The sequence below is a fragment of the Streptomyces sp. NBC_01450 genome, assembly GCF_036227505.1.
Lineage (GTDB): Bacteria > Actinomycetota > Actinomycetes > Streptomycetales > Streptomycetaceae > Streptomyces.
Window position 1 is genome coordinate 4,303,424 of the sequence record NZ_CP109480.1, and the last position, 23,180, is coordinate 4,326,603.

The 23,180-nt window shown below is 69.5% G+C and carries 19 protein-coding genes, 1 pseudogene and 1 riboswitch; of the genes and pseudogenes, 9 read left to right on the forward strand and 11 right to left on the reverse strand.

All coding sequences use genetic code 11. The annotated features are described in order from the left end of the window. Window positions 1-163: 163 nt before the first annotated feature. Window positions 164-1,450 carry an extracellular solute-binding protein gene (locus tag OG568_RS19135; protein WP_329532465.1) on the reverse strand — a complete coding sequence of 429 codons (1,287 nt, stop codon included), beginning with the start codon at window positions 1,448-1,450 and terminating at the stop codon, window positions 164-166. A 425-nt stretch (window positions 1,451-1,875) separates the two neighbouring features. Here OG568_RS19135 and OG568_RS19140 point away from each other — a divergent pair, with 425 nt between their 5' ends. The 9 genes and pseudogenes from OG568_RS19140 to OG568_RS19180 all read left to right on the forward strand — a co-directional run. After that, the gene (locus OG568_RS19140; RefSeq protein ID WP_054228140.1) at window positions 1,876-2,640 is read left to right on the forward strand and encodes a GntR family transcriptional regulator; all 765 of its coding nucleotides are present in this window, start codon (window positions 1,876-1,878) and stop codon (window positions 2,638-2,640) included. Window positions 2,641-2,848: 208 nt separating this feature from the next. Continuing rightward, window positions 2,849-3,121 carry a DUF3311 domain-containing protein gene (locus OG568_RS19145; protein WP_443075189.1) on the forward strand — a complete coding sequence of 91 codons (273 nt, stop codon included), beginning with the start codon at window positions 2,849-2,851 and terminating at the stop codon, window positions 3,119-3,121. Then, a complete protein-coding gene (mctP, locus tag OG568_RS19150; protein ID WP_266628454.1) occupies window positions 3,118-4,728 on the forward strand; it encodes a monocarboxylate uptake permease MctP in 1,611 nt (536 codons plus the stop codon). The genes OG568_RS19145 and mctP overlap by 4 nt, the downstream gene beginning before the upstream one ends. Before the next feature lie 249 nt (window positions 4,729-4,977). Continuing rightward, complete coding sequence (locus tag OG568_RS19155; protein ID WP_329532466.1) at window positions 4,978-5,484, forward strand: GNAT family N-acetyltransferase; 507 nt, start codon at window positions 4,978-4,980, stop codon at window positions 5,482-5,484. A 52-nt stretch (window positions 5,485-5,536) separates the two neighbouring features. Continuing rightward, window positions 5,537-5,675: riboswitch (cobalamin riboswitch) on the forward strand. Between the two features lie 120 nt (window positions 5,676-5,795). Then, entirely contained in the window at window positions 5,796-8,213 is a 2,418-nt protein-coding gene (locus OG568_RS19160) for a ribonucleoside-diphosphate reductase subunit alpha (protein WP_329532467.1), read from the forward strand. Further along, window positions 8,213-9,226, forward strand: a complete 1,014-nt coding sequence (locus OG568_RS19165; protein WP_266585693.1) for a ribonucleotide-diphosphate reductase subunit beta — start codon at window positions 8,213-8,215, stop codon at window positions 9,224-9,226. Before OG568_RS19160 ends, OG568_RS19165 begins: the two co-directional genes overlap by 1 nt. A 451-nt stretch (window positions 9,227-9,677) precedes the next feature. Next, window positions 9,678-11,759, forward strand: coding sequence for a putative Ig domain-containing protein (locus tag OG568_RS19170; RefSeq protein ID WP_329532468.1), 2,082 nt, complete (start codon window positions 9,678-9,680; stop codon window positions 11,757-11,759). Between the two features lie 99 nt (window positions 11,760-11,858). Next, window positions 11,859-12,317, forward strand: coding sequence for a hypothetical protein (locus OG568_RS19175; protein WP_329532469.1), 459 nt, complete (start codon window positions 11,859-11,861; stop codon window positions 12,315-12,317). Window positions 12,318-12,335: 18 nt separating this feature from the next. After that, window positions 12,336-12,599 (forward strand): annotated as a pseudogene (locus tag OG568_RS19180) (helix-turn-helix domain-containing protein); the annotation flags it as partial. Between the two features lie 47 nt (window positions 12,600-12,646). On the opposite strand, the gene OG568_RS19185 reads toward OG568_RS19180, so the two are convergent. The 10 genes from OG568_RS19185 to OG568_RS19230 form a co-directional block, all read right to left on the reverse strand. Beyond that, window positions 12,647-14,017: a bifunctional albaflavenone monooxygenase/terpene synthase gene (locus OG568_RS19185; RefSeq protein ID WP_329532470.1), complete on the reverse strand. Its 1,371-nt coding sequence runs from the start codon at window positions 14,015-14,017 to the stop codon at window positions 12,647-12,649. Next, complete coding sequence (cyc1, locus tag OG568_RS19190; RefSeq protein WP_329532471.1) at window positions 14,014-15,099, reverse strand: epi-isozizaene synthase; 1,086 nt, start codon at window positions 15,097-15,099, stop codon at window positions 14,014-14,016. The genes OG568_RS19185 and cyc1 overlap by 4 nt, the downstream gene beginning before the upstream one ends. 334 nt (window positions 15,100-15,433) lie before the next feature. After that, window positions 15,434-16,087 (reverse strand): peptide deformylase, encoded by a 654-nt coding sequence (def, locus tag OG568_RS19195; RefSeq protein ID WP_266431624.1) that lies wholly within the window; start codon window positions 16,085-16,087, stop codon window positions 15,434-15,436. 146 nt (window positions 16,088-16,233) lie between these two features. After that, window positions 16,234-17,214: a tetratricopeptide repeat protein gene (locus OG568_RS19200; protein ID WP_266628437.1), complete on the reverse strand. Its 981-nt coding sequence runs from the start codon at window positions 17,212-17,214 to the stop codon at window positions 16,234-16,236. A gap of 153 nt (window positions 17,215-17,367) precedes the next feature. Then, window positions 17,368-18,648, reverse strand: coding sequence for an HD-GYP domain-containing protein (locus tag OG568_RS19205; protein WP_329532472.1), 1,281 nt, complete (start codon window positions 18,646-18,648; stop codon window positions 17,368-17,370). Then, window positions 18,645-20,162, reverse strand: a complete 1,518-nt coding sequence (locus OG568_RS19210; protein ID WP_329532473.1) for an HD-GYP domain-containing protein — start codon at window positions 20,160-20,162, stop codon at window positions 18,645-18,647. Before OG568_RS19210 ends, OG568_RS19205 begins: the two co-directional genes overlap by 4 nt. A gap of 155 nt (window positions 20,163-20,317) precedes the next feature. Then, on the reverse strand, window positions 20,318-20,620 hold the full coding sequence (rsrA, locus tag OG568_RS19215) for a mycothiol system anti-sigma-R factor (RefSeq protein ID WP_266431628.1): 303 nt from the start codon (window positions 20,618-20,620) through the stop codon (window positions 20,318-20,320). Continuing rightward, complete coding sequence (gene sigR / locus OG568_RS19220) at window positions 20,617-21,300, reverse strand: RNA polymerase sigma factor SigR (RefSeq protein ID WP_261685564.1); 684 nt, start codon at window positions 21,298-21,300, stop codon at window positions 20,617-20,619. Before sigR ends, rsrA begins: the two co-directional genes overlap by 4 nt. Before the next feature lie 255 nt (window positions 21,301-21,555). After that, window positions 21,556-22,197 carry an alpha/beta hydrolase family protein gene (locus tag OG568_RS19225; RefSeq protein WP_329532474.1) on the reverse strand — a complete coding sequence of 214 codons (642 nt, stop codon included), beginning with the start codon at window positions 22,195-22,197 and terminating at the stop codon, window positions 21,556-21,558. Between the two features lie 138 nt (window positions 22,198-22,335). Beyond that, window positions 22,336-23,151, reverse strand: coding sequence for an SOS response-associated peptidase (locus OG568_RS19230; protein ID WP_329532475.1), 816 nt, complete (start codon window positions 23,149-23,151; stop codon window positions 22,336-22,338). Window positions 23,152-23,180: the final 29 nt, after the last annotated feature.

Sequence of the window (23,180 nt, forward strand, 5' to 3'; positions counted from 1 at the left end):
GGGGAGCGGCGGGAACCCGGGCCCGGCTGGCCCGGCAAGGCCCCGGCAGGCGTACCCGAGGAGACCCCCAGGACCGCCCCGGACGTGCCCGGACGTACCCCGGGGCCCGCCCCGGGTGAAGCCCCGGAGGTGCCCCGGGGTCCCACCGGGCCCCGTGCTCAGGTCACTTGGTGTTGATGACCTTGTCGATCGCGGCGTCCGCTTCCTTCGCGGCGTCCTCCACCGACTTCTTGCCGGTGCCGATGTTCTGCAGCATGGTCTGCAGGACCTGGGCCTTCTCGACCTGGCCCCAGCCCGGCGCCATCGGCACGAACCAGCTGGACTCGGCCGCGGTGGCCGGGACCGCCGTCGCCGGGTCGTTCTTGAGGGTGGCGAGGTCGGTCTTGTTGTTGGGCAGGTTGCCCTTGGCCATCAGGCCCTTCTGGCCCGTGGAGCCCGTGAAGGCGTTGATCCACTCGGCGGCGAGGGCCTGCGCCTTGGACTTCACCGGGATGGCGAGGTCGGAGCCGCCGAGGAAGACGGGGAGGTTCTTCCCGGACGGGCCGGGCATCACGAAGTTCTCGAGGTTGCCCTTGAGCTTGCCGGTCTTGTCGCTCTTCGGGTCCTCGGAGGTCGCGCCCTCCCAGGCCGCGCCGAAGATCATGGCGGACTTGCCCTGCCCGTAGACGATGTAACGGTCGGACTCGTCCTTGGTCTTGTCGCCGTGCATGTACTTGTCGACGATCGTCTTGAACTCGTTCAGCCCCTTCAGGGACTCGGGCGACGACAGGCTCGCCTTCCACTGGCCGCCCTCGTCCTTGGCGATGGCGCCGCCGGCGTCGTAGACGAAGGACATCGCGGCGTACCAGTCACGGGTCGGCTGGTACCAGGCGCTGAACTTGCTTCCCTCCTTCTTCTGGATCTTGTCCAGGTCGGAGAGGAGCTCCTGGTACGTCTTCGGGGTCGTCTTCACGCCGACCGAAGCCGCCACGTCCTTGCGCCAGTTACCGACGCGACCACCGGCGTAGTACGGCACACCGTAGGTCTTGCCCTCGTAGGTGACGGACGTCTTGAGGCCGTCCAGCCACCCGGACGCGTTGTCGAACTTCGAGGCGTCGACGGGAGCGAAGGCGCCCTTGACCATGTAGCCGAGCATCTCGGAGTTGCCCATCTCGACCACGTCGGGGACCTTGTCCGTGGCGAGGACCGCGTCGAGCTTGGTGTTCTTGTCCGGCCAGCCGTAGTACTCGTGGTTGATCTTGACGCCCGGGTGCGCCTTCTGCACCGCGGCGTCGGCGGCCTTCACCAGATCGGGCCAGTTGTTCTGCGCGTCCACCGTGAGCCAGACGGTCAGTACTTTCGCGTCCGCGCCCTTGTCCGACCCCCCGGAGTTGTTGTCGCTGCTCCCGCACGCCGCGATGGAGACCATCATGCCCGCGATACCGATCGCGGCTGCCAGCTTCCGCTTCACGCCACCCTCCTCAGGGATGCCATAAACCCCCCTGCCCACCGCGGTGACACATGCCGAAGCGCTGCCGAGTACTGCCCGTGGGACTGGGACTGGACCAATGGTGTAGACCAGTACGGGGAGCTTGGCCTAGACCTAGAGGGGTGTCAAGGGTGTGTAAGCCCGACTGGTCGTCCGTTATGGGACCTACATATGCAAGGACCTTTAAGTAGGTAAGTGACATAAAAGCCGGGGCCGTTCACCGGCCTCGCACGCCGCTCGGCCGCCCCGAGTCCACGCTATGGACTAGACCAACGGGTGCGCCGACGGTATATAGAGGGGATCACGGAGCGTGCGGGGGGACACTCGCATACGAAGCCGTGCCACGATGTGAGCCGTGACCGGCGGAATGTCGGTCGCTTCGGCACCCGGAGCCGGGAAGGCAGAGCATGAGCACCGACGTCAGCAGTGCGGAGAACGAGGGTGGGGCCCCCATCCGTACCGCGCGCGTGCCCAAGTACTACCGCCTCAAGAAGCACCTGCTGGACATGACGGAGACACTGCCGCCCGGCACGCCGGTACCGCCCGAGCGCACTCTCGCCGCCGAGTTCGACACCTCGCGCACGACCGTGCGCCAGGCCCTCCAGGAACTCGTCGTCGAGGGCCGCCTCGAACGCATCCAGGGCAAGGGCACGTTCGTCGCGAAGCCCAAGGTCTCCCAGGCGCTTCAGCTCACCTCGTACACCGAGGACATGCGCGCCCAGGGTCTTGAACCCACCTCGCAGCTCCTGGACATCGGCTACATCACCGCCGACGACACCCTCGCCGAGCTGCTCGACATCTCGGCCGGCGGCCGGGTGCTGCGCATCGAGCGGCTGCGCCTCGCGAGCGGCGAGCCGATGGCCATCGAGACGACCCACCTCTCCGCGAAGCGCTTCCCGGCCCTGCGCCGCAGCCTGGTGAAGTACACGTCCCTCTACACCGCGCTCGCCGAGGTGTACGACGTCCATCTCGCCGAGGCCGAGGAGACCATCGAGACCTCGCTGGCCACCCCGCGCGAGGCCGGCCTGCTCGGCACCGACGTCGGTCTGCCCATGCTGATGCTCTCCCGGCACTCGCTGGACCGGCAGGGCGAGCCGGTGGAGTGGGTGCGGTCGGTGTACCGGGGCGACCGGTACAAGTTCGTGGCGCGGCTCAAGCGCCCGCAGGAGTAGCGGGCCTCGGCACCCCGCGGGAGTGGCCCCTCCCAGGCACCCCGCGGGAGTGGCGTGACTCTCGGACACCCCGGGAACAGGCCGCGGGGCGGCGCACCTGGCGCGTTGCCCGGACCGAGATACGGACGAGGGGTTCCGTTTGGCTGACACCGTCGCCTAGATTGCCTGCGCATTGCACGGGTGAACTGCGAAAAAACGGAGCCGCCTCATGTCAGACGTGTCAGAAGCGCCGAAGACCGAACCGCCGGTGGTGACGCCGATCCGGGTGGTCATCGCCTTGTGCCTGATCGCCCCGTTCGTGGCGATGCTGTGGGTCGGGTCCTACGCCAAGACCGACCCCACGTTCATCGGCATCCCGTTCTTCTACTGGTACCAGATGCTGTGGGTGCTCATCTCCACGGCACTCACCGTGAGCGCGTACAAGCTGTGGCAGCGTGACCAGCGCGCCCGTGCTTCCCAGGGCGGGGGTGCGGCGAAGTGAAGGACGGCGTGAACGGCGTCGCGCTCGGCGTCTTCATCTTCTTCTTCCTGGCCGTCACGGTCATGGGCTTCCTGGCCGCGCGCTGGCGCAGGCCGGACAACGAGCACAGCCTCGACGAATGGGGCCTGGGCGGACGTTCGTTCGGCACCTGGGTCACCTGGTTCCTGCTCGGCGGCGACCTCTACACGGCGTACACCTTCGTCGCCGTACCGGCGGCGATCTACGCGGCGGGCGCGGCCGGTTTCTTCGCCGTTCCGTACACGATCCTCGTCTACCCGCTGATCTTCACGTTCCTGCCCCGCCTGTGGTCGGTCTCCCACAAGCACGGCTACGTGACGACCTCGGACTTCGTGCGCGGCCGCTTCGGTTCGAAGGGCCTGTCCCTCGCCGTGGCCGTGACCGGCATCCTCGCCACCATGCCGTACATCGCGCTCCAGCTGGTCGGCATCCAGGCCGTCCTGGACGTGATGGGCGTGGGCGGCGGCGAGAACACGAACTGGTTCGTGAAGGACCTTCCGCTCCTCATCGCGTTCGGTGTGCTGGCCGCGTACACCTACTCCTCGGGGCTGCGGGCCCCCGCCCTGATCGCGTTCGTGAAGGACACCCTGATCTACATAGTGATCGCGGTGGCCATCATCTACATCCCGATCAAGCTGGGCGGGTTCGACGAGATATTCAAGGCCGCGGGCGACAAGTACACGGCGGCGGGGGCCGGCGGGCTCGTGCCCGCCCAGGCGGGCCAGTGGACGTACGCCACCCTCGCGCTCGGCTCGGCGCTCGCGCTGTTCATGTACCCGCACTCGATCACGGCGACGCTCTCCAGCCGCAGCCGTGAGGTGATCCGCCGCAACACCACGATCCTTCCTCTCTACTCCCTGATGCTGGGCCTGCTGGCCCTGCTCGGGTTCATGGCGATCGCGGCCGGGGTCAAGGTCACCAACGGCCAGCTCGCCATCCCCCAGCTCTTCGAGAACATGTTCCCGGACTGGTTCGCCGGGGTGGCCTTCGCGGCGATCGGCATCGGGGCGCTCGTTCCGGCGGCCATCATGTCCATCGCGGCCGCGAACCTCTTCACCCGCAACATCTACAAGGACTTCATCAAGCCCGACGCGACCCCGGAACAGGAGACCAGGGTTTCGAAACTGGTCTCGCTCCTGGTGAAGGTGGGCGCGCTGGTCTTCGTCCTGACGATGGACAAGACGGTCGCGATCAACTTCCAGCTCCTGGGCGGCATCTGGATCCTCCAGACCTTCCCGGCGCTGGTCGGCGGCCTGTTCACCCGGTGGTTCCACCGCTGGGCGCTGCTCGGGGGCTGGGCCGTGGGCATGCTGTACGGCACGCTCGCCGCGTACGGGGTCGCCTCTCCCACCCAGAAGCACTTCGGCGGCAGTTCCAAGGAGATCCCGGGCATCGGGGAGATCGGCTACATCGGTCTGACGGCCTTCGTCCTGAACGTCGTGGTCACCGTCGTCCTCACCTTCGCCCTCCGCGCCTTCAAGGCGCCCGACGGCATCGACGAGACGTCTCCGGAGGACTACACGGCGGACGCGGGCGACCCGGGCGTCGAGGCGGAGCTTCCCCCGGCCACGGCCGGTTCCGCCCACTGAGCCGGGGGCTCCGCCCCCAGGCCCCCGGGTACGTGTGTTGACTGCGGGTGGGTGGGGGCTTGGCGCGCAGTTCCCCGCGCCCCTGGGGCACGGGGCTGCGCCCCGGCGCCCCAGGCTTTCAGGGGCGCGGGGAACTGCGCGACCAGCCCCCACCGGGCCCGCAGCCGAAGAACCGCACCAACAACCCCCACGGGCCGTCGGACGAAAATCCGGCGGCCCGTTCCCGCGCCCTGTTGCACACTCACCGGCATGGACATCCGCATCAGACACGCCCGCCCCCACGAATACGCCCGCATCGGCGAGATCACCGCGCAGGCCTACCTCGGCGACGGTCTGCTCGACTTCGGGGAGAGCGACGAGTACCTCGGCGAGTTGCGGGACGTGGCGAAGCGGGCCGCCGCCGCGGAGGTCCTCGTCGCCGTGGACCACGGCCACCTCCTCGGCGCCGTGACCTTCGTACCGCACGGCGGCCCCATGGCCGACATAGCCCTCCCCGGCGAAGCCGAGATCCGTATGCTCGCCGTCGCGCGTGAGTCCCGCGGCCGCGGCGCCGGCGAGACCCTCGTCCGCGCCTGCGTCGACCACGCACGCGCCACCGCCGGCTGCGTACGCGTCGTGCTCTCCACCCAGCGCACCATGCACGCCGCCCACCGCATCTACGAACGCCTCGGCTTCACCCGTACCCCCGACCGCGACTGGAACCCGATCCCCGACCTCGACGACATCACTCTCCTCACCTATGAGTTGACACTCTGACACCAGCGCGACACAACATGTGGGGGTGTCACCGCGGCCCGGCACAAGATGTATGCTCATGCTCGCTGTCGCCGCAGGGGAATCCGGTGCGAATCCGGAACTGTCCCGCAACGGTGTACTTGTACGTGTTCGCGCATCCGCGCCCACGCACTCGCGTCAGTCCGAGGACCTGCCGACAGCGCGCCCGGCCATCCGGCCCGGGTGCATGACGTCCGGGCCTCGCGGAATGGGTCGGTGGACGCGACGCCGTGTGCGCTCGTGAGCTGCCCTGCCCTCCGCCAGGCCCCGTGCCGAGCGAGGGAGAGCCCCAAGTGACCATCGCGCCAGCCGACCCGGCTTCAGCTACCGCTTTCGCACAGCAGGAGCGGAAGCAGGTCCCGGTGGAGACGGACGGTCCCGGTACCACGCTGCTGCGTACCCTGACCGACCTCACCGCCGACCTCCCCGACGCCGACCCCAGCCGGGTCGCCGCCGCCACGCTGCGCGGCCGGTCCGCGCGCGCGGACGACACGGAGCTGCGCGAGCTGGCCACCGAGGCGGCCGCGGGCCTCATCTCGGAGGACCCCGTCTACTCCCGGCTGGCGGCCAGGCTGCTGACGATCAGCATCGCGGCGGAGGCCGCCTCGCAGGGCGTCACGTCCTTCTCCGAGTCGATCGCCACCGGCCACCGCGAGGGCCTGATCGCCGACCGCACGGCGGAGTTCGTCCAGTTGCACACGGCCCGGCTGGACGCCCTGATCGACACCGACGGCGACGACCGCTTCGGCTACTTCGGCCTGCGGACCCTGCACAGCCGCTATCTGCTCCGGCACCCGATCACCCGCAAGGTCATCGAGACGCCCCAGCACTTCATGCTGCGCGTGGCGTCGGGCCTGGCCGAGGACACTGCGCTCGATTCAAAAGCGGGGCACCGGGCCCTGGACGAGGTCGCGGCGCTCTACGGGCTCATGAGCCGCCTCGACTACCTCCCCTCCTCCCCCACGCTGTTCAACTCCGGTACGCGGCACCCGCAGATGTCGTCCTGCTACCTCCTCGACTCCCCGCTGGACGAGCTGGACTCCATCTACGACCGCTACCACCAGGTGGCCCGCCTCTCGAAGCACGCGGGCGGCATCGGACTGTCGTACTCCCGGATCCGTTCGCGCGGTTCGCTGATCCGCGGTACGAACGGGCACTCCAACGGCATCGTGCCGTTCCTGAAGACCCTCGACGCCTCCGTCGCCGCCGTGAACCAGGGCGGCCGGCGCAAGGGCGCGGCCGCGGTCTACCTGGAGACCTGGCACTCCGACATCGAGGAGTTCCTCGAGCTGCGCGACAACACCGGTGAGGACGCCCGCCGTACGCACAACCTGAACCTCGCGCACTGGATCCCGGACGAGTTCATGCGCCGGGTCGACACCGACGGGCAGTGGTCCCTCTTCTCCCCCTCCGATGTGCCCGAGCTGGTCGACCTGTGGGGCGACGAGTTCGACGCCGCGTACCGCAGGGCGGAGGCGGCCGGTCTCGCCAAGAAGACCATCCCGGCCCGTGACCTCTACGGCCGCATGATGCGTACCCTCGCGCAGACCGGCAACGGCTGGATGACCTTCAAGGACGCCGCGAACCGCACCGCCAACCAGACGGCGGAGCCGGGCCACACCGTCCACTCCTCGAACCTCTGCACCGAGATCCTGGAGGTCACGGACGACGGGGAGACGGCGGTCTGCAACCTCGGCTCGGTCAACCTCGGCGCCTTCGTGATCGACGGGGACATCGACTGGGAGCGGCTGGACGAGACGGTCCGCACCGCCGTCACCTTCCTCGACCGTGTCGTCGACATCAACTTCTACCCGACCGAGCAGGCCGGCCGGTCGAACGCGAAGTGGCGGCCCGTCGGCCTCGGCGCGATGGGGCTCCAGGACGTCTTCTTCAAGCTGCGCGTCCCCTTCGACTCCCCGCGGGCCAAGGCCCTCTCCACCCGGATCGCCGAGCGGATCATGCTCGCCGCGTACGAGGCCTCGGCCGACCTCGCGGAGCGCAGCGGCCCGCTCCCGGCCTGGGAGAAGACCCGTACGGCCCGTGGCGTCCTGCACCCCGACCACTACGACGTGGAGCTGACCTGGCCGGAGCGCTGGGCGGCCCTGCGGGAACGTATCGCCGCCGTGGGCATGCGCAACTCCCTCCTCCTCGCCATCGCGCCCACCGCCACCATCGCGTCCATCGCGGGCGTGTACGAGTGCATCGAGCCGCAGGTGTCCAACCTGTTCAAGCGCGAGACGCTCTCCGGTGAGTTCCTCCAGGTCAACTCCTACCTGGTGGACGAGCTGAAGAAGCTCGGCGTGTGGGACGCGCAGACCAGGGAGGCGCTGCGCGAGTCCAACGGCTCGGTGCAGGGCTTCACCTGGGTGCCGCAGGACGTCCGCGACCTGTACCGCACCGCGTGGGAGATCCCGCAGCGCGGTCTGATCGACATGGCCGCCGCGCGTACCCCGTTCCTGGACCAGGCCCAGTCCCTGAACCTGTTCCTGGAGACGCCGACCATCGGCAAGCTCTCCTCGATGTACGCGTACGCCTGGAAGTCGGGTCTGAAGACGACGTACTACCTGCGCTCCCGCCCGGCGACCCGTATCGCCCGCGCCGCCCAGGCGCAGGCTCAGCCGGAGAAGATCATCCCCGTGCAGGCGATCCCCGACGAGGACGCCATCGCCTGCTCCCTTGAGAACCCCGAGTCCTGCGAGGCCTGCCAGTAATGAGCTCCACCGAAAAGAACCTGCTCGACCCGGGCTTCGAACTCACCCTCCGCCCCATGCGCTACCCGGACTTCTACGAGCGCTACCGGGACGCCATCAAGAACACCTGGACCGTGGAGGAGGTCGACCTCCACTCGGACGTGGCCGACCTCGCGAAGCTCTCGCAGGGCGAGCAGCACATGATCGGCCGGCTGGTCGCGTTCTTCGCGACGGGCGACTCGATCGTGGCGAACAACCTCGTGCTGACCCTCTACAAGCACATCAACTCCCCCGAGGCGCGCCTGTATCTCTCCAGGCAGCTGTTCGAGGAAGCGGTCCACGTCCAGTTCTATCTGACCCTGCTGGACACCTACCTCCCCGACCCGCAGGACCGCGCCGCCGCCTTCGACGCCGTCGAGAACATCCCCTCGATCCGGGAGAAGGCCGAGTTCTGCTTCAAGTGGATGGACTCGGTGGAGAAGCTGGACCGCCTGGAGACCAAGGCGGACCGGCGTCGCTTCCTGCTCAACCTCATCTGCTTCGCCGCGTGCATCGAGGGCCTGTTCTTCTACGGCGCCTTCGCGTACGTCTACTGGTTCCGCAGCCGGGGTCTGCTGCACGGTCTCGCCACCGGCACCAACTGGGTGTTCCGCGACGAGACGATGCACATGTCCTTCGCCTTCGAGGTGGTGGACACCGTGCGCAAGGAGGAGCCGGAGCTCTTCGACGACCAGCTCCAGCAGCAGGTCACCGACATGCTGAGGGAGGCCGTCGAGGCCGAGCTGCAGTTCGGGCGCGACCTGTGCGGTGAGGGTCTGCCGGGCATGAACACCGAGTCGATGCGCCAGTACCTGGAGTGCGTGGCCGACCAGCGTCTCCAGCGGCTGGGCTTCGCCCCGGTGTACGGCTCCGAGAACCCCTTCTCCTTCATGGAGCTCCAGGGCGTCCAGGAGCTGACCAACTTCTTCGAGCGCCGCCCCTCGGCGTACCAGGTGGCGGTGGAGGGCTCGGTCGGCTTCGACGAGGACTTCTGACCGTACGAGGGCTTCTGGCCGTCCGAGGGCTTCTGGCGGTACGAGAACTTCTCACCGTGCGGGGTCTTCTGACGGTACGACACCGGTGATGCCGGGCCGCGCGTGTGCGGCCCGGCATCACCGCGTCTCGTCCATGGGTGGTCCATGCACCGTCCATGGACCGCCCATGGACGGTGCATGGACCCCCTATGGAGCGGCAAAGTTCTTCGGGCGCGGCTATCCGGGCGTCATCGGCCCCGGCTAGGTTCTGGCCGTCCTGACATGTCACGTACAGCGGCACGACAGGGCGACTCCATTGGCATGCCCATGACATCCCTGCACTTCTCTCACGCTACGCGCGTCACGGGCCTGCCAAGCAACGCCGAGAAGCCCCACTTCCGGCTGTGGAGCCGTGCGCGGCCCTACCCCGGTCCGCACGGCACCGGCCTCAAACCGATGGAGGCAGCACCCCATGCGTGAGACACCCCCCAGCAGGCCCGCCCGGCGACTGCGAAGACTTCTGACCGCCGCCGCGCCCGCCCTCGCCCTCACGGTCGCCGGACTCATGGCGGCCCCGGCCGCGAACGCGCAGCCGGCGCCGACCACCGCCAAGCCCTCCCGGGTCGCCCAGAACGCGAAGGCCCTGACCGCCCCGGCCGCGCAGGCCGTGCACTCCACGGGCAAGGCGGGCCAGAAGGTGCCGACCACACACCTGTGCGGCGCCCCGACGCCCGGTCACGCGTCCTGCTTCGCCGAGCGCCGCACCGACATCACGCAGAAGCTGGCCGCCGCGATCTCCCCGAACGCCGCCGCCGCGGTGTCCGGCCTGAGCCCGGCCAACCTGCACAGCGCCTACAACCTGCCCTCCACCGGCGGCTCCGGCCTGACCGTCGCCGTGGTCGACGCGTACAACGACCCCAACGCGGAGTCGGACCTCGCGACCTACCGTTCGCAGTTCGGCCTGTCGGCCTGTACCAAGGCCAACGGCTGCTTCAAGCAGGTCAGCCAGACCGGCTCGACCACCTCCCTGCCGACCAACGACACCGGCTGGGCGGGCGAGGAAGCGCTCGACATCGACATGGTCAGCGCGGTCTGCCCGAACTGCAACATCATCCTGGTCGAGGCCACCTCCGCGACCGACGCCAACCTCGGCACCGCCGAGAACGAGGCCGTGACGCTGGGCGCGAAGTTCGTCTCCAACAGCTGGGGCGGCTCCGAGGACTCCTCCCAGACCAGCGAGGACACCTCGTACTTCAAGCACCCGGGCGTCGCGATCACCGTCTCCTCCGGTGACGAGGCCTACGGCGCCGAGTACCCGGCCACGTCCCAGTACGTGACCGCCGTCGGCGGCACCGCGTTGAGCACCTCCTCCTCCACCCGCGGCTGGACCGAGTCCGTGTGGAAGACCAGCAGCACCGAGGGCACCGGCTCCGGCTGCTCCGCCTACGACGCGAAGCCGAGCTGGCAGACCGACACCGGCTGCTCCAAGCGCATGGAGGCCGACGTCTCCGCGGTCGCCGACCCCGCCACCGGCGTGGCCGTCTACGACACCTACGGCGGCTCCGGCTGGGCGGTCTACGGCGGTACGAGTGCCTCCTCGCCGATCATCGCGGGTGTGTACGCCCTCGCGGGCACCCCGGGCTCCAGCGACTACCCGGCGAAGTACCCGTACTCCCACACCTCGAACCTGTACGACGTGACCAGCGGCAACAACGGCTCCTGCTCCCCCTCGTACTTCTGCACCGCGGCCACCGGCTACGACGGCCCGACCGGCTGGGGCACCCCCAACGGCACCGCCGCCTTCACCTCGGGCACCAGCACCGGCAACACGGTGACCGTCACCAACCCGGGCAGCCAGTCCACCACCACCGGCGGCTCGGTCAGCCTGCAGATCTCGGCCAGTGACAGCGCGGGCGCGACCCTCACCTACAGCGCGAGCGGTCTGCCGACCGGTCTGTCGATCAGCAGCTCCACCGGCCTGATCTCCGGCACCGCGAGCACCGCGGGTACGTACAGCGTCACCGTCTCCGCCTCCGACAGCACGGGCGCCTCCGGCTCGGCCTCCTTCACCTGGACCGTCAGCTCCTCCGGCGGCGGCACCTGCACCTCGGCGCAGCTGCTCGGCAACCCGGGCTTCGAGTCGGGCAACACCACCTGGACCGCCAGCAGTGGCGTCATCACCAACTCCAGCAGTGAGGCCGCGCACGCCGGTTCCTACAAGGCGTGGATGGACGGCTACGGCTCGACGCACACCGACACGCTCTCCCAGTCGGTGACGATCCCGTCCGGCTGCAAGGCCAGCTTCACCTTCTACCTGCACATCGACACCGCGGAGACCACCACCAGCAGCCAGTACGACAAGCTGACGGTCACCGCTGGATCGACCACCCTGGCGACGTACTCGAACCTCAACGCCGCCTCCGGCTACGCGCAGAAGACCTTCGACCTGTCCTCGTTCGCCGGGTCCACCGTCACCCTGAAGTTCAGCGGTGCCGAGGACTCCTCGCTCCAGACCAGCTTCGTCGTGGACGACACCGCCGTCACGACCAGCTGACCGGTGGGGCCCTGGCCGGCGTCGCGGCCAGGGCCCTGTGTCCCTGTGTGGATCCTGATGCGGGGGTGGCACGTCCAAGCGACAAGGAGGTGCCACCCCATGCGCCGTACGACCCACCATCGGATCCTCGCCCTCACGGCCCTGCCCCTGCTGCTCGCGGGCTGCGGCACACAGAGCGGCGGTGACGCGGGCGGCAGCGGCACCGTGTCGCCGTCCCCCACGACGAGCCACCAGGGCTGCGACACGGCACCCGCGGAGCTCGACGCCGCCGACACCGGACACACGTACTGCCTCACGGCCGGCGGCGTACTCCGCCTCACCCTGGACGGCACCGCCAGTCGGCCGTGGACCCCCGTCAAGGTCAGCGGCATCGGGCTAGAGGCCACCAACAGCGGCGTCGTCCTTCAGGCGGGCGACGCGAGCTCCGCCTTCAAGGCGGTCTCGGCGGGAACCGTCCACCTCACCTCGTCCCGGCCGCTCTGCGCGACCGCCCCGGGCAAGGTGTCGTGCAAGGGCATTCAGGAGTGGACGGTCACGGTGCTGGTCACGAAGCCCTAGCTGACGGTCGATACGCCGCTCGTGGGCCGCGCCCACATGTCCCCGCGCACCTTCGCGCGCCGCTTCCAGCAGGAGACCGGCACCACCCCGTACCGCTGGATGCTGCGCCAAAGGGTGCTGCTGGCACAGGAGTTGCTGGAGGCGTCGGACGAGACGATGGACGCGATCGCGGGCCGCACCGGGTTCGGCACCGCGGCCGCGCTGCGCCACCAGTTCGTCCGGAGCCTGGGGACGACCCCGCAGGCGTACCGGCGCACGTTCAGGGGCCCGCGGGCTGCCTGAACGCGCACCGGTACGGACACGGGGTCACCGCGGACGACGCCGCGCGGTCACCGCGGCAGGGCCCTCAGCAACAGCCGGTACGGACGCAGGGTGATGCCGACGCGGGTCGCGTCATTGGACTCGGAGACCTGCTCGAACCGCCACCGGGACGCCACGGTCGCCGTGATCAGGCTCAACTGCGCCATCGAGAAGTGGTCGCTCGGGCACTTCCGGTTGCCCACACTGAAGGGGCTCATGGCGTACTTCGGGACGTCCTTGGCCCGTTCCGGAAGCCAGCGGTCGGGGTCGAAATCCAGATGCCCGTCGTACGAACGCGGATCGCGCTGGATGGCGAACGGGCTGTAGACGATGTCGGCACCGGCCGGAATCCGATAGCCGCCGAGTTCGGTTTCGGTCACCGCCCGCCGGGTCAAAATCCATACGGCGGGACGCAGCCGCATCGACTCGACGACGACATTGTTGGTGTACGACAGCTTCCGGACGTCGTCGAATGCGACGGGTCGGTCCCCGACGACGGATTCGACCTCCTCGGCCACCCGTGCGGCGTGTTCCGGATGTTCGGTGAGGACTTGCAGCAGCCACATGATCGTGGACGCCACGGTTTCGCTGCCGGGCGTGAGTATCGCTACGACTTGGTCGTGGATCTCCTGTTCGCCGATCGGCTCGCCGTTCTCGTCCTTCGCTTCCAGCAATGCCGTCAGCAAATCGTCCGGCTTTTGACCGGATGCGCGGCGCTCGGCGACGATCTCGTCGACGAGGAGATGCAAATCGGCCAGTGCCCGATCGAATTTGCGGTTGGCCGGAAGCGGCAGCCGATAGAGCGGGCCCGCCGGGATCACCATGCGCCGGTACATGCCGCGGAACACGGTGGCGAGCGCGATGCTCAGCCGCTCGGCGCGCTCGTCCATGAACTCGCCGCGCAGCAGACAGCGCGCCGCGATGCGCACGGCGACACGGAACGACTCCGAGGTGCAGTCGACCGGCTCGCCCGAGCCCATGCGCTCGGCGAGTGCCCGCGCCTCCTCCTCCATGACGGGTCCGTACTCGGGGATGATGTCGAGCCGGAACGCGGGCTGGATGGTGCGGCGCTGCCGGCGGTGCCTGGGCCCGTTCGCGGTGGCGACTCCCTCCTTGCCGAGCAGGCCTTCCAGGGACTCCCAGAGGGGTCCGTCGATCTTGAAGTCGGTGCTGAGCGCCATCGCTCCGGTGAGGGCCGGCGAGGTGAGCGCGTACACCGTCTTGGGGCCCAGCTTGAGCCGTACGACGTCGCCGTGGTCGCGGAGCCGGGCGAGGAAGCCCAGCGGGTCGCGGACCAGTTTCCAGCCGTGACCCAGGACCGGCAGGCCGCCCCCGGCGAGGGGCGGGACGGGCAGCTGCGGTGCCGCGGGTTGCGCGGGCTTCACGGACTCGACGGTCATGACTCACCTGCCGCTTCGTTGTTGACGTACGGGGGTGTGGAGCGGTCGTCCCAGCTGTCGACGGTGTACCGGCCGGACTCGTGGTGGAACCAGTACACGGAGCTGAACCAGTTCCGCATATTGCCGAGGCACGCTTTCACGGCGACGCTCAATTCCTTGCCGTGCACGGTGCCGTCCGCGAGGATGTCGGCGAACCGGTTGAGGTCCTCTTCCGCGTCGAGGAATTCGGTGACGCATTCATCGACCCGCCGCCGGACGTCCTTGACCGCTTCTTCGAGCGTCAGCCCCTCGTGATGAATGAGGCTGATTCCGAGATTGTGGACCTCGTCTCCCGCTATTTCTTTCGGGAGCGAACACAGGTCGTTGTACCAGGCGGCGAATTCCTGACTCAGCAGGGCTGCCCGCCGATATGCGAAATGATTCCGCACGGCGGTGGGAAGTTCACAGCCCGCGCTCGGCTCCAGGAGGTCGGTCCAGATCCAGTGCGCGAAGGTGAGCCGCCGCAGTTCGAGATATTCGTCGACCGTGGGCACGATGCCGCCGGTACGGTTCCTGAATTCCCGGTCGTACGCCTCGATCACGGCATGGAAGTGCCGGGCGAAGCGCGCGTTCCACTTCTTGGTCAGGAACGAGTACAACCGCACCATGCTGTCCGCGAACCCCGCGACCAGGGGATCCTGGTGGTGCAGGTGCTCCCTCGGGGAGTCGAGAGCCGCATGCAGCCGGAGCCTGAGCCTCCGCCAGGCGGCGGTTCGACCGTGGATGACATCGCGGTCGTGCCGGTCGTCCCAGACGAAGAACCACGCGCTGTAGTCCGCTATCGCCTGTATGACCTCGTCGGGGGCGCCAATGTAGTAGCCCGCCATGAGGTCCGTATAGCAAAGGCCGTCGGCATATTCCTCCACCTTGTCCGCCGACATGAGCCGTTTTTCCCTCAGCCACGAACGTGTGTTCTGCTGAAGCCTCGGCCAATACGGGTGCAGTTGACGGGGAAACGCGGACTCGATCACCGGGAGAGAGAGCGCCGGTGGAACCGCGACCACGGTCGGTGTCGATGAAGTGCCGTGTGAGAATGCATGCACGAACAAACCCCTCTCAGCCGCCGGTTGACGCCGCGCCCCTCCCGCTGTGCCGGGCGTGCGCCGTTGCGTATCCCCGCACATCCCATTCAGCACCACAACTGACCGTTCTGGGAACGGATTTGCTTCACTCGCTACCCCACAGTGCTGAGAATCTCCCCTTGCGTGACTGAATATGGATCACTAGAGGAGCACAAGGGATCGAACGTGCGACGCACATGCGAACGGCGCCTTGTCAGGGACTTCCCCTGACAAGGCGCCGCTCGGGCGGGCCCGCGCGTGCGCGCGAGCCCCGACCGTCCTGCTGTGACTCAGCCGTTGATGCCGGTCGAGCCGCTCACTGGTCGTTCGCGACGATCGGGTAGCGGGGCTCGTTCTCGGCCATCTGCCGCAGGGCGTCCTTGCGTTCGCGCTTGGAGAGCCGGTCGATGTACAGGTAGCCGTACAGGTGGTCGGTCTCGTGCTGGAGGCAGCGCGCGAAGTAGCCGGTGCCGCGCACCTTGACCGGGTTGCCCTTCTCGTCCTGCCCGGTGACCTCCGCGTAGTCGGGGCGGGCCAGCGGCGCGTACGCGGTCGGCACGGAGAGGCAGCCCTCGTTGCTGTCGTCCAGGCGGCGCTGCTCGGCGGGCAGCTCGACCAGCACGGGGTTGCAGACCACACCGACGTGCCGCTTGCCCTCGTCGTCCTGGCAGTCGTAGACGAAGACCTTCAGGTCGACGCCGATCTGGTTGGCGGCCAGGCCCACGCCCTCGGCGGTGCGCTGGCTGGCGAACATGTCGGCGACCAGCTGGTCGAGCTCGGGCCCGAACTCGGTGACGTCCTTGCACTCCTTGTGCAGCACCGGGTTGCCGACGACCGTGATCGGCCGCGAGGTACCACGCTCGCGGTAGGCCGCCTCGCGCTCCTCACCGTCCTCGGTGTCGATGACGAAGCCGTCGTCGTCCACGGGGAGCACCCCGGTGTGCTGCTGATCGGTGTCCTGCTGCGCCATGACCGACGTACGCCTTCCTCAAAACAGGGGTGTGATGCTGATACAGGGTACGGGGGACGCGCCCCTTTGGGGACGCGAGGCCGTGGCGATATGCGGCTCCGCCGGGTGGGCGCGACCAGCCACGACGAGCCGGCGGGGGCAGAGCGTCAGCACACCTCTTCGAGATCCCGCCAGTCCCGGGAGTCGGGGCTGTCCGCGACCCACCCGTCCAGCAACCCCCTGACCAGCGCGGCCGGCGCAGCGAGACCGCACTCCCGCTCGGGCACCCACAGCTGCCCGTCGGTGCGGTGACCGAGCGGTCCGGGATGCCCGGGCTCGCTGTGGTCGTGCGGATCGAGGTGCTCACCGTCGCCCTCGTCGGAGGGCATCCGTGACTCGGAACACATCCGGCACAGCAGCCGCACGGACGAGGACCAGTCCTCCGCGGCGAAGCCGGCGTCGGCCGCGAGCTGCTCCAGGGCGTCCCGGTCGTCCTCGGTGGCGGCCTCCAGGAGGACCACCCAGGTGGGCACCGGGGAGGGCGCCCACAGTTCGATCTCGTCGAAGACGGGATAGGCGTGCCCGGCGGCGGTCGTCCGCTCACCGTGCGGGACACCGTCGTGCAGGACGACCTCGCCCCAGCGCCGCCCTGAGGACGGCAGCGGAATGGACAGGACCTCCACCCGGGCCGGATCGAGCCTGCGCCCCCACACGACCTCGGCCTCACCCTCCGGCGACAGCCGTACGGCCGCACTGCCGAGGTCCATGCCCATCGGCTCCCCGGACACCGCGGCCCCACCGGGCACCCGCAGCCCGTACGCCTGCCAGGCGCGGCGGGCCAGCGGCCAGTCCTGGAGGGCGGTGGCGGCGATCCCGACGTTCCACCAGTCGGGGGCACCCGCCTCCCGCTCGAGGAGTGCGACGGCCCTGAGGCCCGCGGCCCGTGCCTGCTCCCAGTCGTGCCGGAACTTGTGCAGCAGGGCCAGGTTGAACCAGGACTCGGACAGCCAGGGCTCCAGGTCCGCGGCGCGCGTCAGCAGCGCTCCCGCGTCCTCGTACCGGCCGTCGCCGATCAGCGTGAACGCGCGATCGGTGGCCTGCCGCCATGAGGCGGAGGGCCGGTGCCGTCCCTTGCCGAAGATCCTCACGATTCCCGCCTGCCAGTTCCTTGCGTTTCCCGCCTGCCGGTCCCTTGAAGAGTTTCCTGAAGACAGCGCAGCCCCGGGCTGGCCCGTGCCCCCGAACACCCTCTTCCTCGCATCCAACCACGGACCGTCGGACGGGCGCTCATTACCCATGGGTTACCCAGCCTGAGGCAGGGTAAGGCTGCCCCGCAACAGGACCCTGGCCAGCGACTCCACGACCTCGGGCTGATAGTCGCGGGCGGTGGCGAGGCGCAGCTTCTCCAGCGCGGTGAGGGGTCCTCCCGGGCCTGCTTCCCGGGCCATCTCCTCGTATGCGTTCACGGCCCGCACGATCCGTGCCGTGACCGGCTGTTCCCGGTACGGATCGGCCTGCCGCTCCACGACCACGGCGACCTCGGCGTCCACTCCGGTCTGGCGTACGACCGCGCCGCCGAGGAGGGCGATACGCCGCTGCTCGTCGGTGGAGAGCGCGGAGGTGGCTCCGGCGGGCACCGGGTCGACGAGGCTGAGCTGTCCGATGTCGTGCATGAGCGCCGCGTACTCCAGGACGGTCAGATCGGGCTCGGACAGCCCCAGCTCACGGCCGACGGCCCGGCTGAGCGCGGCGACCCGACGGGCGTGCCCGGCGGGGGTGTACCCGGCGATCTCGGTCGCCCGCGCGAGTGAGGCGATCGTCTGCCGGTAGGTCACGCGCACGGCGGCGTACCGCCGGACGGAGAGCTGGGTGAGCAGCAGGGGCAGCGAGAACACGGGCAGCGCCCACAGTCCGACGACCGCCACCGCGAGCGACATTACGGCTCCGGTCGCGCAGACCGCGGACCCGATGCCGAGCATGGCCCGCAGTTCGTCCCGCAGCAGCGGTCCGAAGGGCCAGCGGGTGCGGGCGTGCGCCATGGCCGCCGCGAGCACGGCGTCGCACAGTGCGGTGAGCACCAGCAGGGAGACCAGCAGCAGGGCGTACGAGGGGCCGCCCCACCCGCTCAACCTTCCCTGGTTGTAGAGGGGTTGGAAGCACACGGCGGCGAAGGCGACGGTGAGGACGCGCCGGGTGAGGTGGTCGGCGGTGGGTCCGCGGCCGCGGGCGACATGCGGTACGCAGCCGATGAGGGCCGCCGCCACGACGACGGCGACGATCTCGGGGGCACCGTGGTCGGTTCGGTGTCCGGCGTTCGCGCCCAGCAGCGCGTACGCGAGGGCTCCCGCGGCCGCGAGGGGCGCCGCCTCCCGCTCCTCCGCCCCGCTCCAACGGGTCAGCTCCCCCACGGCGATGAGGATCCCGAAGGCGAGCGCGACACCCCGTTCGTCGAGACCCTGCCAGAGGACGGCGGCCAGCGACCCCACCGCGAGGAGCAGGGCGACCGCGTGCACGAGGGTGAGGGTGACCGGAGCTCGCCCGCCGATCCCGTACCCGGGAATCTCCACCCCGACGGCACTCATGAACGCCCCCGCCCACCGACGCCGCCCACCGGCGGGTCACCCCCCATCGACTCCCACCCCACACCGGACGGCTGCCCCCCGGACCCCATCCGATCCCGGTCCATACCGGTCAATGACCCGTCGGCGCCCGTCGGGCAGCCGTCCGTGCTCGTCGGGGACCCGGTTTTGTTTGTCGGGTTCGTCTCTGTCCGACTGGAAACGGGCGGAGCGGGTGGGTAGACCCCCGCGGTCACCGCAGGATGCCACCCGTGTCGGTCCAGCGCGCGCACCAGGGCCCGTACCATCCCCGGATCGAACTGCGCCCCCGCACACCGCTCCAGCTCGGCCAGCGCCGCCCCCACCGGCCGGGCCCGCCGGTAGGACCGGGTCGACGTCATCGCGTCGAACGCGTCGGCGACGGCGACCACCCGCGCGAACTCCGGGATCTGCCGCCCCACCAGCCCGTACGGGTACCCGCTCCCGTCGATCCGCTCATGGTGGTGCAGGATCGCCGACCGCGCCTCCCCGAGAAAGCCGATGCCGCGCACCATCTCGTGCCCGTACTCGGGATGCAGCTCGATGATCCGCCGTTCCTCCGGCGTCAGCGGCCCGTCCTTGCGCAGGAGCCGCGTGGGGACGCCCAGCTTCCCCACGTCGTGCAGGATCCCGGCGAACCGCAGTACTTCCACACGCTCGTCGTCCATGCCCAGCTCACGGGCGATCATCATGGACGCCTGCCCGACCCGCTCGCTGTGCCCGCGCGTGTACCCGTCCTTGATGTCGACGGCCTGCACGAGGGCCCGGATGGTGGCCTGGTGGGCGGCTCGTTCCCGGTGGTACTGGGCGAACGCCCAGCAGGACACGTACATCGGCAGCAGGACGAGCAGCGCGGCGACAGGACCGTACGGACTGCGCCACAGCACCGCCATCATCAGCCCGGCGAGCCCGTGCACGGCGACGGAGGCGAGGGAGCGCGAGAACAGCCCGCGCCAGGCGCCCCGCACCGGCACCCGCTCGGCCAGCGCCAGGATCCCGCCGTCGAGGGCGGTCAGCACCACGCAGAAAGTGAGCACCGAGGCCCCGGCGGGTACGAGCGCGCTCGGGAAGTGGGGCGCGGCGATCGCGTCCTGACCGCCCAGCGCCCAGTGCACCCGGGACGCCGCCCAGATCGCGACGGCGAGCTGGGCCGCGCGCCAGACGCGGCGCAGCCACCGCGGTCGCTGCTCCACGCGCGCGAGCAGCGCGCCCGGCAGCGCCACGAGCGCGGCGGCGGGCGGCGGCAGCAGAAAGGCCCCGGCGAGCAGCACGGGGAGGAAGGTGCCCAGTCCCCTGGGGGCACTCCGCTCGGCGACGCGGGCGGCGGCGCCCTTGGGGCTGTGCGGGAAGGGGATCCGCTCACAGCCCGCGTACAGCGCGGCGAGCAGGGCGACGATCCACCAGGAGGCGTGCACGGCCGGCGGTGGAGCCAGGCAGGCGAGGGCGGCAAGAACGACACAGACCACGTAGACACGGGCCCCCGTCGGAATCGACCCCATCGCCTCGTTCCCTCCCCCGGTCGCCCCCTGCCCCGGTCAGGCTCCGGAGCCTAGGGCGGTGGGGCGGGTACGAGGGCGGCAATGGCCGAATCCGCGGGCTCGGAGCCCGCGGATTAGCACGTTCGGGTGATAACCGGACGATCTCCCCGGGGAGTTCAGGACTCCTGGGGTGTCGCGGCGACGTCGTGCTCGGGCACGGTCTGTCCGGAGCGGATCAGGTCGATGCGGCCCATGACCTTGGCCCGCAGATCCGTCGGCACGTCGTCCTGTCCGCAGCACCGCTTGACCAGCTTCTTCACGGCTTGCTCGAGTCCGTACTTCTCGAGGCACGGGGAGCACTCCTCGAAGTGCACCTCGAACTTGGTGCAGTCCGCGTCCGGCATCTCATGGTCGAGGAACTCGTACAGGTGGTCGAGTACCTCACTGCAATCCGTCTCGTGCGGCTCTCCGCAGCTCATGAGCCCGAGCCTTTCGCTTCGTTCGACTCTCCGGCGCCGGCCGGGACCAGCCCGCGGTCACGGGCGTAGTCCTCGAGCATGCCGCGCAGCTGGCGACGGCCCCGGTGCAGCCGGGACATCACCGTACCGATGGGTGTCCCCATGATGTCCGCGATCTCCTTGTACGCAAAGCCCTCTACGTCAGCGAGATAGACCGCGATGCGGAATTCCTCGGGGATCGCCTGCAGCGCCGACTTGACGTCCGAGTCGGGCAGGTGGTCGAGCGCCTGCGACTCCGCGGAGCGCAGACCGGTCGACATGTGCGACTCGGCGCGTGCGAGCTGCCAGTCCTCGATCTCCTCGGCCGCACTGCGCTGGGGTTCACGCTGCTTCTTGCGGTACGAGTTGATGAAGGTGTTGGTGAGAATGCGATACAGCCAAGCCTTGAGGTTGGTGCCCTCGCGGAACTGGTGGAAGGACGCGTACGCCTTCGCGTACGTCTCCTGCACCAGGTCCTCGGCGTCGGCCGGGTTGCGCGTCATGCGCAGGGCGGCCGAGTACATCTGGTCGAGGAATTCGAGCGCGTCCCGCTCGAAGCGCGCGGTGCGCTCGGCGGACGACTCCGTGCTCGTGCCCTGGCCCTCGGGCTGCTCCGCCTGGCCGTGATCGGTCCCTGCGTCGGTCCCAGTGACCGGACCCACCTCCTCCAGCGACGTGGCAGGACCGAAACCGGTCCCACTCGAATCGGAGGATAGACGAACATCCACACCCGCCGCCGCCCGAACGGGGGCGGTCTTCGCCGCATGCAGCACCGTCCAGTCCAGCTCAGGGCTGCTGCTGCGGTTCGGGCAGATGGTCGAACCCATGCGGCGGACTTCCTCTCGTTCGAACGGTTCAGCACACTCCGTGCTGTCTGCTCGGCACAACAGTGGCCCGCCGCTCGACATTCCCGGGCGTCACCCGAGTGACGCGATCCACCCCACGACACCGTCGGTGACGATCTCCAGAGCCGCGTCCTGGTCGATCGACGCCCGTTTCGGCACGGCGAAGCCGTGATCGCCGTACGGCACCTCGATCAGCTCGTACGAGCCCTTCGGGAACTCCTCCGGCTTGCCGAACGGGTCGTTGCCGCCCTGGACGACGAGGGTGGGCACGCCGGCGCCGAGGAGTTCGTCGGCGCGGGACTTCTCCGGCTTGCCGGGCGGGTGCAGCGGGAAACTGAGGGCGAGGACGGCGGTGGCGCCGAGTTCCGTCGCCGTACGACAGGCGACGCGGGCTCCGGCGCTGCGCCCGCCCGCGACCACCGGCAGCCCGGGCTTCGCGACCGCGGGCCACAGGCCCCGCCATCCCACGTCCAGGGTCTTCGGCGCGGGCGCCACCTTCTTCCCGCCCACCCGCCAGGGCTGCTCGACGAGCGCGACGCTCACGCCGTGCCCGGGCAGCACCGAGGCCAGCGCCTGGAGATCGCGCGCCTCGATACCGCCGCCGGCGCCGTGACTCACGGCGAGCACGAGGCGTGGCTTCTCGGCGCGGTGCCAGGTGACCCGGGCGGTACCGGCGTCCGTCTCGATCGTCTCGGTCGTCTCGATCGCTTCCATGATCTCCGTCACGTCAGACTTGCGTGAGCTCCGTCACGTCAGACTTGCGTGAGCTCCGTCACGTCGGAGTTCCATGAGCTCCGTCACGTCGGACTTCCATGAGCTCCGTCACGTCGGACTTCCATGAGCTCCGTCACGTCAGAAGAGTGTGCCCTCTTCGGGGCCCTCCAGCTCCTTCAGCAGCTCCGGCCCGTTGTTGCGGACGTTGCTGACGGCCGTGGAGACGGGGTAGGCGCGCATCAGCCCGGCGGGCGGCGGCGCGAGCAGCTCGCGCAGGCCGTCGACGTCCGTACGGGCCGGGTCGAGCCAGGCGTCCCAGCGGTCCGGGGTGAGCATCAGGGGCATCCGGGGGTGGATGTCGGCGAGGGCGTACGGCCCGTCGGCCGGCGCGACCGCGAGCGGCGAGGTCTCCGCCTCGGTCGTGATCACCGAGCATGTCACCCACCAGGCCTGGGGGTGGCCGTCGGGGAGCGTCCTGTCGCGCCAGAACTCGTACAGCCCGGCCATCGCGAACACCGAGCCGTCGGCGGGGAGCACGAAGTAGGGCTGCTTGCGCGGCCGCTTCTTCTTGCCCTCGACCTCGAGATCGCGCTCGGCGGACCCGGTGACCCACTCGTAGTAGCCGTCGGCGGGGACGATGCAGCGCCGGGCGGCGAAGGCACGGCGGTACGAGGGCTTCTCGTGCACGGTCTCCGCGCGGGCGTTGATCATCCGGGCGCCGCCCTCGGGCGTCTTGGCCCAGGACGGGACGAGCCCCCACTTGAGTCTGCGCAGCTGGCGAACCGGTTTCGGGCTCTGCGCGTCCTTAAGTGGGCGGTCGAGGACGGCATACACCTCCTTGGTCGGAGCCACGTTGTAGTCGGGGTCCAGGGTCTCCTCGGGCTCCCACTTCTCGACCTCAAAGATTCCTGCGAGATCCTCGGGCCTACGACTCGCTGCATACCGTCCGCACATACGTGTCACACTGCCAGATTCCGCGACAT

What these genes read in the sequence shown, in the direction of transcription:
- OG568_RS19140 (WP_054228140.1), top strand. Translation starts at nt 1,876, where the DNA reads ATGAGCACCGACGTCAGCAGTGCGGAGAACGAGGGTGGGGCCCCCATC.
- OG568_RS19145 (WP_443075189.1), top strand. Translation starts at nt 2,849, where the DNA reads ATGTCAGACGTGTCAGAAGCGCCGAAGACCGAACCGCCGGTGGTGACG.
- OG568_RS19155 (WP_329532466.1), top strand. Translation starts at nt 4,978, where the DNA reads ATGGACATCCGCATCAGACACGCCCGCCCCCACGAATACGCCCGCATC.
- OG568_RS19165 (WP_266585693.1), top strand. Translation starts at nt 8,213, where the DNA reads ATGAGCTCCACCGAAAAGAACCTGCTCGACCCGGGCTTCGAACTCACC.
- OG568_RS19170 (WP_329532468.1), top strand. Translation starts at nt 9,678, where the DNA reads ATGCGTGAGACACCCCCCAGCAGGCCCGCCCGGCGACTGCGAAGACTT.
- OG568_RS19175 (WP_329532469.1), top strand. Translation starts at nt 11,859, where the DNA reads ATGCGCCGTACGACCCACCATCGGATCCTCGCCCTCACGGCCCTGCCC.
- OG568_RS19185 (WP_329532470.1), bottom strand. Translation starts at nt 14,017, where the DNA reads ATGACCGTCGAGTCCGTGAAGCCCGCGCAACCCGCGGCACCGCAGCTG.
- def (WP_266431624.1), bottom strand. Translation starts at nt 16,087, where the DNA reads ATGGCGCAGCAGGACACCGATCAGCAGCACACCGGGGTGCTCCCCGTG.
- OG568_RS19205 (WP_329532472.1), bottom strand. Translation starts at nt 18,648, where the DNA reads ATGAGTGCCGTCGGGGTGGAGATTCCCGGGTACGGGATCGGCGGGCGA.
- OG568_RS19210 (WP_329532473.1), bottom strand. Translation starts at nt 20,162, where the DNA reads ATGGGGTCGATTCCGACGGGGGCCCGTGTCTACGTGGTCTGTGTCGTT.
- rsrA (WP_266431628.1), bottom strand. Translation starts at nt 20,620, where the DNA reads ATGAGCTGCGGAGAGCCGCACGAGACGGATTGCAGTGAGGTACTCGAC.
- OG568_RS19225 (WP_329532474.1), bottom strand. Translation starts at nt 22,197, where the DNA reads ATGGAAGCGATCGAGACGACCGAGACGATCGAGACGGACGCCGGTACC.
- OG568_RS19230 (WP_329532475.1), bottom strand. Translation starts at nt 23,151, where the DNA reads ATGTGCGGACGGTATGCAGCGAGTCGTAGGCCCGAGGATCTCGCAGGA.